This is a genomic window from Winogradskyella damuponensis (assembly GCF_039538385.1).
GTDB classification, from domain to species: Bacteria; Bacteroidota; Bacteroidia; order Flavobacteriales; family Flavobacteriaceae; genus Winogradskyella; species Winogradskyella damuponensis.
Genome location: NZ_BAABCB010000006.1, coordinates 318 through 13,328 on the forward strand (window position 1 = coordinate 318; position 13,011 = coordinate 13,328).

Annotated in this window: 9 protein-coding genes; 4 read left to right on the plus strand and 5 right to left on the minus strand. The window is 34.4% G+C overall.

The features are described from left to right. Together ABD730_RS03815 and ABD730_RS03820 are read left to right on the plus strand one after the other, a co-directional pair. A partial coding sequence (locus tag ABD730_RS03815; RefSeq protein WP_344712689.1) for a hypothetical protein occupies positions 1-1,611 on the plus strand: 1,611 nt, incomplete at its 5' end. Between the two features lie 57 nt (positions 1,612-1,668). Continuing rightward, positions 1,669-3,552, plus strand: coding sequence for a T9SS type A sorting domain-containing protein (locus ABD730_RS03820; RefSeq protein WP_344712691.1), 1,884 nt, complete (start codon positions 1,669-1,671; stop codon positions 3,550-3,552). A 166-nt stretch (positions 3,553-3,718) separates the two neighbouring features. Here ABD730_RS03820 and ABD730_RS03825 read toward each other — a convergent pair whose 3' ends face one another. The 5 genes from ABD730_RS03825 to ABD730_RS03845 all read right to left on the minus strand — a co-directional run bounded on the left by ABD730_RS03825 (position 3,719) and on the right by ABD730_RS03845 (position 10,367). After that, complete coding sequence (locus ABD730_RS03825) at positions 3,719-3,928, minus strand: YgaP family membrane protein (RefSeq protein WP_334466664.1); 210 nt, start codon at positions 3,926-3,928, stop codon at positions 3,719-3,721. A gap of 125 nt (positions 3,929-4,053) precedes the next feature. Then, positions 4,054-4,359, minus strand: coding sequence for a hypothetical protein (locus ABD730_RS03830; protein WP_334466667.1), 306 nt, complete (start codon positions 4,357-4,359; stop codon positions 4,054-4,056). 95 nt (positions 4,360-4,454) lie between these two features. Beyond that, positions 4,455-7,649 (minus strand): efflux RND transporter permease subunit, encoded by a 3,195-nt coding sequence (locus tag ABD730_RS03835; RefSeq protein WP_344712698.1) that lies wholly within the window; start codon positions 7,647-7,649, stop codon positions 4,455-4,457. Between the two features lie 278 nt (positions 7,650-7,927). Further along, on the minus strand, positions 7,928-9,007 hold the full coding sequence (locus ABD730_RS03840; RefSeq protein WP_344712700.1) for an efflux RND transporter periplasmic adaptor subunit: 1,080 nt from the start codon (positions 9,005-9,007) through the stop codon (positions 7,928-7,930). 52 nt (positions 9,008-9,059) lie between these two features. Then, positions 9,060-10,367 carry a TolC family protein gene (locus ABD730_RS03845; RefSeq protein WP_344712702.1) on the minus strand — a complete coding sequence of 436 codons (1,308 nt, stop codon included), beginning with the start codon at positions 10,365-10,367 and terminating at the stop codon, positions 9,060-9,062. 567 nt (positions 10,368-10,934) lie between these two features. Here ABD730_RS03845 and ABD730_RS03850 point away from each other — a divergent pair. Both ABD730_RS03850 and pncA read left to right on the plus strand, forming a co-directional pair. Continuing rightward, entirely contained in the window at positions 10,935-12,332 is a 1,398-nt protein-coding gene (locus ABD730_RS03850; protein WP_344712704.1) for a nicotinate phosphoribosyltransferase, read from the plus strand. Positions 12,333-12,375: 43 nt separating this feature from the next. Continuing rightward, complete coding sequence (pncA, locus tag ABD730_RS03855; protein ID WP_344712706.1) at positions 12,376-12,981, plus strand: bifunctional nicotinamidase/pyrazinamidase; 606 nt, start codon at positions 12,376-12,378, stop codon at positions 12,979-12,981. The last annotated feature ends 30 nt before the right edge of the window (positions 12,982-13,011 follow it).

Below are 13,011 nucleotides of genomic sequence, written 5' to 3' on the forward strand. Positions count from 1 at the left end.
AATGATGTTCGTCTAGGAGGTACCATTACAACTAATACAAATGTTCTTATTTCTGGAACAAATGATTTAAACTTTGATTCAAATACGCTAGTTGTGGACGGAGGATCTAATAATGTTGGTGTGGGATTAAATAATCCAACAGCAAAACTTGATGTCAATGGAACAGCTAGAATTAGAACAGTAAATATTGGTGCGGCAACAGATAATATCTTAACTAGAGATACTAGTGGTAATATCCGCAGAAGAACAGCGGCAGAAATTGTAACAGCTGCAGGAATTTCTAATATTACAACTAGCAATGGTTTATCTAAGTCGGGAAATGATGTTCGTCTAGGAGGTACCATTACAACTAATACAAATGTTCTTATTTCTGGAACAAATGATTTAAACTTTGATTCAAATACGCTAGTTGTAGACGGTGGATCTAATAATGTTGGTGTGGGATTAAATAACCCAACAGCAAAACTTGATGTCAATGGAACAGCTAGAATTAGAACAGTGAATAACGGAGATGCTACTGATAATATTTTAACGAGAGATTCTAGTGGTAATATTCGTAAACGTACAGCTGCAGAGATTGTAGCTGCTGGTGGTGGAAACGAAGATAATATATATTATACTAATGGTACTTTAACCTCAAATAGAATAGTTAATTTGAATACCAATACAATAGATTTTAGTGGTAGTGCCAACGATGCCTTCCAAGTTGATGGATCTACATTTACAATAGATGCTGACACAAATAGAATTGGTATTGGCATGTCAGATCCCGAAGAAAGACTAAACGTACTCAACGGTATCATTCAAGTGGGTCGCGCAAGTTCAACACACGCCCAAATTGAAACCAATAGAATAGAAGCAGGTAAAAATACAGGTTCGGTAGCACTTACAGTTAATGATAGCGGTGGAAATGCAAACATAACCTTTAATAATACTGACCGGATTCCTGATATAAATGGTAATGCAGCACGCATCAGTGTAAACGTAGATAGCAGTACAAACGCTGCAATGTCTTTTGAAATAGCTGAAGGCGTAACAGCTGGCACTGCTGTAACGACTAGTACAGAAATGACCTTAACTACAACTGGATTAGGAATTGGTACAACTGGGCCATCAGAAAAATTAGATATTAACGGTACAGCCCGAGTACGTGATTTAAGCAATTCACAAAATAGAATTGTGTACGCAGATAGCCAGGGGGTTTTAAACATCAGATCAACTAGAAGTGCAACTTTTGCCAGAGGCACAAGTGCTAATTATAATAGTTCGGATGATTGGAGAAGAATTACAAGTTTGTCTTCTGCATTAGATGTTAGAAATGGAGATGTAATCTTAGTGAACTGGTCAACCATAGTTAAACTAACTGGTGCTAGCACTACAGATACGTTAAACTTTGAAGTTCGTTTAACTGGAAGCGGTGGATGCAGCGATATCAGTTTATCAGGTGGTGATTTTTCAGAAATCAATCACGATGATTTCAAAGGTTACCATGGTACCAGTGGTGCAAATAGTTCTTGTGAAGGAACTTACACCATATCGCTTTGGGGAAGAAATTTAGGTAGTGATAGCTGGTCTTATAAAGAATCAAACGTTACGGCAACCGTAAATTAATTCAATAGACATACTCATAAAAATGTCAAGGTGTTTTTAGCAATTAAATTATCAATTATGATGTTTTATAATCGTTTACTCATAAATTTTCAAATAAGGACTATTACCGTTTTTGTTTTCATTTTAGGAGCTACCTTCTCATCTTTTGCCCAATTAAGCGTAAGAAATGATAATTTCATTACAGTTAATGATGAAATTATTTTTGTAAATAATGCGATTACCTTAGGAGAATCGGAGTCAAAATTTTATTTAAGGAAGGAGGGGCAGCTCATTCAAGGCAATGAAGTTTCTTCTAATACAGGAATTGGTGAACTCAGTGTTTATCAGACAGGTAATGCTAGTAATTATACTTATAATTATTGGTGCTCTCCAGTAGGGAATAATTCTAATCTATTTGGGAATGAATCTGCACGTGTCAATTTAATTGATGAGGCTACTCATATCATAACTGTGCAAGATCCAGAAGGGTTAACTTCTAGTACTGATGCAGGATTTACATCTAATTTTAATGGATTTTCATCACCATCATTAACAATTTCTAATCGTTGGCTTTACACCTTTAACACATCTAATGACTATGCCGATTGGAATTATGTTGGTGCGTCGTCCCCAATTTTGCCTGGACTTGGATTCACTATGAAAGGAGTACTGGGAACTAGCAATCAATTATATGATTTTAGGGGAAAAGCTAATAATGGAACCATAAGTAATATTATTACTGCTGACGAATTTACGTTAATAGGTAATCCTTATCCATCAGCAGTAGATGCCTTACGTTTTATCCATGATCCACAAAATACCAACTTGAATAATGGACCAAGTCCACAACCTACAACTACTGGTGCACTGTATTTTTGGGAGCAATCCGATGAAGGGTCTCACACGCTTGCAGATTATGTAGGTGGCTATGCATCATATACAATCTCTAGTACTGGTGTTGAAAGTTTTGTAAATGCCATGTTTTCAGCTTATGATGGTGCAGGAAATCCAATACCTTTAGCCCCATCAGCGGATGGCAACACAGGGTCTAAAATATCAAAACGATACATTCCAATTGGTCAAGGTTTCATGATAGAAGGTGCTAGTGGTATATTACCTGGTTCTTTAGTACATATGAAAAATGCGCATCGCGTATATGAAAAGATTTCAGATGGTAATAGTGTGTTCTTTAGAAGTGCAGACGCTCAGACTTCATCGGAAGATATGGATTCAGACGAACCATTATATAATGAATATGGCCTTAATAATGTTCCTCAAGATCATAAGAGATTTCGTTTAAATGTTACATTTAATGATCAATATACAAGACAATTGCTTCATAATTTTCACGATTCAGCAACTCCCGGATTTGATTATGGATTAGAAGCAAAATCGTCTAGTGATGCACCATCTGATGCTTATTGGGTATTAGAAACAGTACCTTATACCATTCAAGCACATGCTTACGCTTTAGATTTATCATTACCTGTAGTGGTTAAATCCAGCCAACAACAACAATTGAAGTTTAGCATTTTTGACGTTCAAAATTTTGAAGAAGGTCAACCGATATATTTACATGATTTAGAAAATAATATGTACGTAGATTTAACACAGCAAGATTATGACCTAAATATAAGTGCAGGGAATTTTGATTCTCGTTTTAGAATTGTATTTGAAAATGAAAATACATTAATAGCTCAAACTCATATTAAAAACCAATTTGATATTATAGCGAATAATCAAGAATCTCAGATTCTTCTATTAAACCCTAATATGAAGGACTTAAAATCGTTCCAAGTATACGATATCAATGGAAGATTAGTTTTAAGTCATTCCATTTCATCTATTCAAGATCAGTATAGTTTCCCTTCAAAATCTTTAAATGATGGGGTATATTTAGCTAGTATTCAACTTTTAAACAACGAGTCTTTTACTAAAAAACTAATAGTAACTCATAAATAAGACGATATAGTAAAGCAATTAGAAATTAACAATGTGCTTTTCAACAAAAATAATGTTAACTCACTGATTCTAATCATTTAATAAATTGCAGTCTGTCAATTACAATATAACTATCCGTAAAGAAGCCCCAAATCTACTTTATATATTAAAAAGAAGGCAACCACTGTTAACAAGACTTACAACTTCCCCCCTCTTTCTTTACGCCTAACTTTACTAAAATAGTTTCTAATAAGCACCATTTTGTAAAGGCCGATTGAATTAAATTCACTCCAATAAATACGGTAAACCACATCCAATTTGGATTCACATATACGGTTAAAACAACGCTTAAAAGCACCATGAAACCAACAATAACTCTAAAATATGTATTTAACATCTTTTCTTTTTTTATTATGACCTATATGGTTTAGTCAACCTTATAGGTTTTGATTATTAATTAAAACGCTATAGGAATATAGCCTAAGTACGGAACTTAGTTCTGTATTTAAAATTTGCTCGATTTTAAATGAATCTTTCAATAGGAACCACAACCGCTTTGATTGGATTGTTGGTTTCTAATTTTTCATTAAAGGATTTTATAAGACTGAATAGCTCATCAATATTTTTTTCTTCGGTGAAAGAAAAGAACATTTCAGAATCTGCACCACTATGTTCACTTGCAAACCAATTGGCACTTAACCTTGCCGTGGTACTGTTTTTAAATCCTTCAATATCGGACTCACTGAAATTACTAATTTGAGCCTGTTTAAATAATTGGATAATATCCTTTTTGTAGTAATCCACTACGGTGACTATGACTAATTTCATTTGTTTGTGTTTTAGTTTCTCGCGGATTTCACAGATTCACGCAGATTGTAGTGTTTGTTTTTCTGCGCAAATCTGTGAAATTTGCGGAACAATTATTACTTATAATTCTTCTTCTCTATCATATAATACACTAATGGCACCACCAACAATGTTAATACTGTTGACACAATTGTTCCTCCCATTAATGAGATTGCTAATCCTTGGAAAATTGGGTCAAACAAAATCACGAAAGCGCCAATAACAACTGTTCCCGCAGTTAATAAAATTGGTGTGGTTCTAACGGCTCCTGCTTCAATTGCAGCTTGTTTTAGCGGTACACCTTCTGCTGTTCTTAAGTTGATAAAGTCAATCAGTAATACTGAGTTTCTCACCATGATTCCGGCTAAAGCAATCATGCCTATAAAAGAAGTTGCTGTAAAGAATGCTCCCATAAGCCAATGTCCTAGAATAATTCCGATTAGGGATAATGGGATCGCAACCATCATAACAATTGGTGCTTTAAAGTTTTGAAACCATCCTACAATTAAGATATATATTAAGATAATAGCTCCTAAAAAGGCAATACCTAAATCTCTAAAAACTTCTAAAGTAATTTGCCATTCGCCATCCCATTTAACCGTATAGTTATCTTCAAACTCTGGTTGACCTAAATACATTTCATTAATCTCAAAGCCTTGTGGTAATGGAATTTCTTTCAATTTTTCTTCCATACCAAGAATAGCATACGCAGGACTTTCTAAGTCTCCAGCCATATCTGCCATCACATAAACCACACGTTTTTGATTTTTATGGTAAATGCTTTTTGCTGCAATAGTTTGAGAAATATCAACCAAATCTGAAATTGGTACCATGTGACCTTGTTTCGATTTTACCTTCAATTGTGAAATATCTGTAATAGTCGATTTCTCTTTTTCATCCAATGCCAGTACGATACCTATTTGGTTAACAGCATCCTCATCGTACAGCGTTGTAATCGCTCTATTAGATAACGTCATATTCATAGTGTATGCAATTTGCTGTGGCGCCACTCCATACAACATGGCTTTCTCTTTATTGATATCAAATTGATATTCAATTTGGTCGTCTTCAACCATCCAATCAATATCAACCACATCAGTTGTATTCTTTAAGATATCTTGAACATGGTTTGCAACTTTAATCTGTTCGTTATAATCAGGTCCATAAATTTCGGCAACAATAGTTGATAATACAGGTGGTCCTGGTGGCACTTCTACCAACTTCACATTGGCATTATATTTCGCTGCAATTTTCTGAATATCTAGACGCATTAATTTAGCGATATCATGACTCTGCGCTGAACGGTCTTCTTTGGCTAATAAATTCACTTGAATATCTGCCATATTAGATCCACCACGCAAATCGTAGTGACGCACTAAACCGTTAAACGTAATTGGTGCAGACGTCCCAACGTAGTTTTGATAATTGACCACTTCTGGTCTATTAGATAAGTATTGAGAAATCTCTTGAGCGACAACACCAGTACGTTCTAAGGTGGTACCTTCTGGCATATCAATCACCACTTGAAACTCATTCTTGTTATCAAAAGGCAACATTTTTACGGCTACTGAATTGGTAAAAAATAAGGCCATCGTTCCTATTAACACTGCAAAAGTTCCTAATAAAAACAACCAACGTTTGCCTTTACTTTCTAAAAGTGGTCTTTCAAACTTGTTGTAAATTCTATAAATAAGCGTGTCTTCAACCGCTTTTTCAGGTTGCTCTTCTGCTCCTTTCTTGTCTTTTTCTCTTAAGAAAATATACCCTAAATATGGTGTAATTGTTAAAGCAACAAATAAGGATAAAATCATAGCAATCGATGCTCCAATTGGCATTGGTGCCATGTATGGTCCCATTAAACCAGACACAAAAGCCATTGGTAAAACAGACGCTATTACCGTAAAGGTTGCTAAAATGGTTGGGTTACCAACTTCGTTAATAGCGTATAAAGCAGCTTGTTTAAATGGCAAGCGTTTCATTTTAAAATGCCTGTGCATATTTTCGGCAATAATAATTGAGTCATCGACAACGATTCCTGTTACAAATACTAATGCGAATAACGTGATTCGGTTTAGCGTGTAATCCATCATATAGTAACTCAACAACGTTAACGCAAACGTAATTGGTACTGATAAAAACACAACCAATCCACCTCTCCAACCCATGGCTAACATGACCACAATAGTAACTGCAAAGATAGAACCGATAAGGTGTAATAGTAATTCGGACACTTTATGAGATGCTGTTTCACCGTAGTTTCTTGTAATTTCTACATGAACATCATCTGGAATTAAAGTACTACGTAAATGGTCTACCTTGTCTATAATCACTTCCGCGATTTTCATGGCATCTGCACCTTTTCGTTTGGCAACAGAAATGGTAACTGCAGGATATTCTGACTTGTACTCAGCTGATTTTTCACCTCCTTTTCCAAAGCCTAAACTCACGTAATTCTGTGGCACTTCTGGCCCATCGATAATGTTAGCGACTTGTTTTAAATAAATTGGTTGATTTTGTTGCACACCAACCACTAAATTTTCAATATCAGTTACTGAGGCTAAGAACTTACCTGTATTTACCAAAAACTCCGTATCACTTTTATCAAAACTCCCAGCACTTAATTGACTGTTATTGGCTTTAATCATTTCTGAAACTGACAAGAAATCTAATCCACTCGCTGCTAATTTATCCTTATCTAAAACTACACGTAACTGACGGTCTCTTCCTCCAATTTTATGAGTAATCGCCACATCATTTACCTTCTTAATCTCAGCCTCTAATTCTTGAGCCATTTGGTTGAGTTGGTAATCGTCATAATTCTCACTCCACAAAGTTAAACCCAACATTGGCACATCATCAATAGCACGTGTTTTCACCAACGGAAACGTTACACCAGCTGGCATTTGGTCCATGTGCTTATTGATTTCGTTGTACATTTTCACAAACGAACGCTCAATATCTTCGCCCACATAAAACTGAACAATCACCATGCCTTGTTCCTTCATAGACGTTGAATACACATATTCTACACCTTTAATATTCGATATTAATTGCTCTAAAGGTTTAATGACACGCGATTCTACTTCCGTTGGACTTGCTCCTGGATAACCCACAAAAATATCGGCCATTGGCACGTCGATTTGTGGTTCTTCTTCACGTGGAATTAAAAACGAACTATATACACCAACCACCATAAATACAATCATCAAAAGCACGGTGAGCTTCGATTGCATAAAGACTTTGGCTATTTTACCTGCGATTCCTTCTTTCATTTTGTTTATTTATTTTGGGCGTTACTTTTTACTCATACCTGTCAGGTTTTAAAAACCTTACAGGATCGCAAAAAGTCAGGCTATTCACTATATCTTTTTACTTGTTTTCGATACAAATTTGCTTAGGCAAATTCACTCAAACTGACGTAAAAAGGATGCCGTTTCTATCCTTAACGCGCGTACTCTTTTGTGTTATTTACTCCTCTTTATTAAGTCCTACACGATTTTTGAAACCTTGCAGGATACTAAAAACTGTGACTGCGACTGTCTACTGATACCTACTGCACACTGATTTTTGCTCCATTGTAAAGTTTTCCTTCAGCAGAAACGATATACGCTTCATCTGCATTTAAACCCGATAATACTTCTACTTGGTCTCCAAAGGTTCTTCCTAAACGCAACCATCTTAATAATGCTGTATTACTTTGACTTACGGTATACACACCAGATAATTGTCCGTTTGTTATAATAACATCACTTGGAATTAAGACCATTGCTGTTACTGCTTTTCTTTCTACAGGAAATTGTACTGTTGTAAACATTCCTGATAAAATATTGACTTCTGTTTTATCTAAATCTATTTTTACTAAATATTGTCCACCTGTGTTTTTGGCAGATGTACTTACTTCAGCTACCTTTCCTTTTAAGGTTTGATTAATTGATTTCACCAATACGTCAACAGTAGTTCCTTTTTTTATTACAGAAATTTCAGATTCTGGTACCATAGCCATCACTTCAAAATGTCCTGGCGTTTCAATGCTTATTAATGGTGCTCCTGGATTTGCCATATCACCAGCTTCTACATTTTTACTTGTAATGGTTCCGTTAAAAGGCGCTGTAATATTACTATACGTAAATTGTGCATTAATTTCGTTTTTCATTTGATTGGCAGATTCTAAACGTGCTTTAGCCATTTCAAAATTGGCCGTTATATCATCCATCTCTTTTTGAGAAGCACTATTATCTGCGAACAAGTTTTTAAAACGATTATAATCTTTTTGTGCATTATTGAAGGCAGCTGTTGCTTCTGATATGCCAGCATTTACTTGTGCTCGTTTGGCTTGTAAATCGGCATTATTAATAGACACTAATAATTGTCCTTTTTTAACCTTATCGCCAACATTAACATGAACTTTATTAACGTAACCCATCATTCTAGTACTTAAATCAGCACTATTTACAGCTTGAATTTTTCCACTGACCGCCAAAAATGGGCTATTGGTATTAGCTTCTACCCGACTGGTTTTTACACTAATTACAGGTGTATTATCCTCAATTGCTTTTTTGTCTTCGCTTCCGCAACTTGTTACAAAAAATGCTATTGCTGTAAGCGTTAGTATGTAAATATATTTTTTCATGTTTATTGTTTTATGTTGATACCTATAAGGTTTTAGAAACCTTGCAGGAAAATTATTCTTTAGTTAAAAATTGTAAGTATGCTTGTGCGTAATTGTATTCGAAAATGGTTTGGTAATATTCTAATTGCTTTTGAGCAAATTGTGTATCTGCCATTAATAAATCAGACGTTTTTTCTAATCCTTCTTTAAATCTATTGGTTCTTATTCTTAAAGATTCTTCTGATTGTTCTAAAGCTAAAGCTGTTAATTTTAACTTATTTTCTGCATCCAATAAGGCACGTTTTGCTTTGTTTAATTCCAAATTACTTTGAGACACATATTGTTTGTATTCTAATTTTGATTTTTCGAATTCTGATTTACTTTTTTGTGCTTTCCCAAAGCGTTTAGAGCCTTGAAAAATATCCCAACTTAATTGTGCGCCAAATAAATAACCACTAGCGTCGGCTTGAAAAATTTGATCGTTATACAACTCGTAACTTCCAAATGCATTTAATCTTGGTAAGAATGCCATTTTATCAGCCTTATTCATAGCTTCATAAGCCTTTGAAGCCAATTCCATGGCTTTAATATCCGAACGATTTTCAGAAATAGATTTATCTTCCATTGCAAAAGTTGAAACCGTTAACTCATCTGTTGGTGTGTAAATCACATACGTCTCATCATTCATTAAAAACGATAAGTAGTTAGAGGCATTTTGCACATTACTTTTAGCCGATTGTAATTGATTTTGAACTTCAGTTACTCGCACTTCAACATTCAACACATCTGAACGTTGCAAATAGCCTTGTTTAAAACTGTTATCTGCTAATTTTTTATTGGCATTTGCCGCTTCTAATGCTTTTTCTAAAACCTCAACTGCTTTGTAAGCCAATTGCAATTGCATGTAGGCTTTATTCACTTCAAAAGCCAAATACTCTTGTGTACGTTCCGTTTTTAAAGACATGGCTTCCATTTTAGATTTGGCAGCTTTGCGTTGGTACATGCCATCAAAATTGATTAATGGTTGTTGAATTTCGAACTTGGTTGCATAATTTTCAATCTGCGAAGGATCATTTAATAACGCTGGATTAAAATCATTTTGCGTTAATATTTCTTGATTCAATTTAGAGCCAAAAGCCATTAATGGATTCGTTGTCGCTATTGCGGTATGACTTGCTGTAATATTTGGCAAAAACACTGCATTGGTTTGTCTAAAATCGGCTTTCGCTTGTTTAAACTCCTCTTCAGAAATCTTAATACTTGTATTATTTTCTGAAACTCTACTTAAAACCTCAGTTTTTGATATAGACACTGCATCTTGTGCCTTCACTGATATTGTAAACGCTAAAAGTAATAGTGGTATATAAATATGTTTTTTCATCAATTATTAATTTATAGTACAAATGTACATTAGCTAAAATCAGAAGTTAGTAACAAAGGTTACCAACGAAAAAGGCATTTATAAATCCTTATAAATGCCCTTTTACTAACCAACCAAAAAAAACTGATAACCACATCAGCTAACTTTTCTTGTGCCTCCATGCCCTCCAGCTACAACTAACATTATTTTTATACTTAAATAAATGAATTTGAAAAACTGAATGACAGGATTCATCATTTTAAATCTTTGATATTTTGAAATTCTTTGTGTCATACTCTAACCTGGCTGTTCGTAAAATCAAAGCTTTTAATTCTAATTAAACCGAACAAAACCCATTTTATATTACAAAAGTAAGTCAACATATAGTAATACTTGGTAACTAATGTTACTCAACAAAAATGAATTACGATTAAATCATTTTTTTTAATAAACAAATACAATCTTTCTTAGTCTTCCCTTTCCGAGTGGTAAAATATCCTTAAATTTATTCCCTTTAATTTTTCAAAATTCTCAACAAGACATCTTTTCATTTTTGGATATCTTGTAAAGATATAATCCAAAATTCTCATGAATATTACTGCAGCATATACCGATCTCTATCAAATTACAATGGCTCAAGTTTATTTTGGCACTAAACCCAATGGACGCGCGGTATTTGATTATTATTTTAGACATAATCCTTTTAAAAGTGGGTATTCCATTTTTGCAGGACTAGAAGATGTCTTAGATATTCTTGAAACTCTTGAGTTCTCATCATCAGATATTTCATATTTGAAACAAAAAGGGTTTGAAAGTGATTTTTTAGACTATTTAAAGCATTTCCGATTTAAAGGAAATATTTATTCGAGTAAGGAAGGCGATGTTGTATTTCCTAACCGACCAATACTGCAAGTAGAAGCCAATATTATAGAAGCTCAGATTATTGAGACGCTTTTACTAAACATTCTTAATTTTCAAACCTTGATTGCTACAAAGGCTAGCCGAATAAAATTTAGTGCTAAAGATGGTATTCTCTTAGATATGGGCTTACGTCGTGCACATGCTACAGGTGGCTATTATGCCTCTAGAGCTGCAGCCATTGGTGGTTTTGACAGTACGAGTAATGTTAAAGCTGCCGAAGATTACGATATTCCTTCTACAGGTACTATGGCACATTCTTTTATTCAAAGTTATGATGAAGAATTACAAGCTTTTAGAGATTTTGCTAAAATGCGACCAGAGAATTGCGTCTTCTTAATAGACACTTATAACACCCTTAAAAGTGGCCTACCCAATGCTATTACTGTAGCCAAAGAAATGGAAAAACGAGGAGACCGTTTGTTAGGTGTGCGTTTAGACAGTGGTGATTTAGCCTATTTATCTAAAAAAACGCGTGCTATACTTGACGATGCGAATTTGAGTTATGTAAAAATTGTAGCATCTAACCAATTGGACGAGTATGTTATAAAAAGTTTGAAGGAACAAGGTGCGTCCATTGACATTTTTGGTGTTGGCACAAATCTAGTGACCGGAAAACCTGATGCTGCCATGGACGGTGTTTATAAATTAGCAGAATATAACGATACACCAAGAATCAAGCTTTCTGAAAATATTATTAAAATATCGCTTCCATTTAAAAAGCAAGTTTACCGAATGATAGACGCTAATGGTATGTTCTATGGTGCCGATGCCGTAACACTTTCTTCTGAAGATAACGTCACATTAATGGAACATCCTTTTGATACGACAAAAAGTTTAGACCTCAATTCATTTAAGCATGAGCCTTTACTTGAACAGGTTATGAAAAATGGAAAAAGAATAGTTCCGCCTCGATCGGTTACTGAAATTTCGAAATATTCGCAATCACGTTTAAAACAACTTCCTAATGAATACAAACGTTTTCAGAATCCACATATCTATAAAATTGGACTGAGTTCAACACTTAAGAAAGAGCGTGACACTTTAATTAATAAGCATAAATTCTAAACTAAGTGATATTAAAAAATACATTCAAAATTAAATTCTACTCATGAAAACGCTACTAATTATTGATGCGCAGAACGATTTTATACCAAACGGTTCTCTTCCTGTTCCTAACGGCGATCAAATTATTCCTATAATTAATAAGATTCAAGATCAATTTGATTTAGTCATTGGCACACAAGATTGGCACCCTAAAGACCATATCAGTTTTGCTAGTAATCATGACGGAAAATCTGTATTCGATGAGATTGAAATTCATGGACAACCACAAACTTTATGGCCAAATCACTGTGTACAAGGTACTGCTGGTGCCGAATTTCATCCAGATTTAAAAACTGAAAAATTTGAAGCTATTTTTAGAAAAGGAACCAATAAAACTATTGATAGTTATAGTGCTTTTTATGACAATGGCCATTTAAAATCAACCGGATTGGCTGGTTATTTAAAAGAAAAAGGAACCACACAGCTTTTTCTATGTGGCTTAGCTTCTGATATTTGCGTTTATTTTTCAGCACGCGATGCTGTTAAAGAAGGTTTTGATTGCTTTTTTATTGAAGATGCCTCTAAAGCATTGGATAAGGACGTCTTTGAAAAACTAAAAAAGGAAATGATTGCTATGGGTATTCAGATGGTAACATCCACATCTATTTAATAGTTATTATACCATTAAATAGATGAGTTC

What these genes read in the sequence shown, in the direction of transcription:
- pncA (WP_344712706.1), top strand. Translation starts at nt 12,376, where the DNA reads ATGAAAACGCTACTAATTATTGATGCGCAGAACGATTTTATACCAAAC.
- ABD730_RS03845 (WP_344712702.1), bottom strand. Translation starts at nt 10,367, where the DNA reads ATGAAAAAACATATTTATATACCACTATTACTTTTAGCGTTTACAATA.
- ABD730_RS03850 (WP_344712704.1), top strand. Translation starts at nt 10,935, where the DNA reads ATGAATATTACTGCAGCATATACCGATCTCTATCAAATTACAATGGCT.
- ABD730_RS03840 (WP_344712700.1), bottom strand. Translation starts at nt 9,007, where the DNA reads ATGAAAAAATATATTTACATACTAACGCTTACAGCAATAGCATTTTTT.
- ABD730_RS03825 (WP_334466664.1), bottom strand. Translation starts at nt 3,928, where the DNA reads ATGTTAAATACATATTTTAGAGTTATTGTTGGTTTCATGGTGCTTTTA.
- ABD730_RS03830 (WP_334466667.1), bottom strand. Translation starts at nt 4,359, where the DNA reads ATGAAATTAGTCATAGTCACCGTAGTGGATTACTACAAAAAGGATATT.
- ABD730_RS03820 (WP_344712691.1), top strand. Translation starts at nt 1,669, where the DNA reads ATGATGTTTTATAATCGTTTACTCATAAATTTTCAAATAAGGACTATT.
- ABD730_RS03835 (WP_344712698.1), bottom strand. Translation starts at nt 7,649, where the DNA reads ATGAAAGAAGGAATCGCAGGTAAAATAGCCAAAGTCTTTATGCAATCG.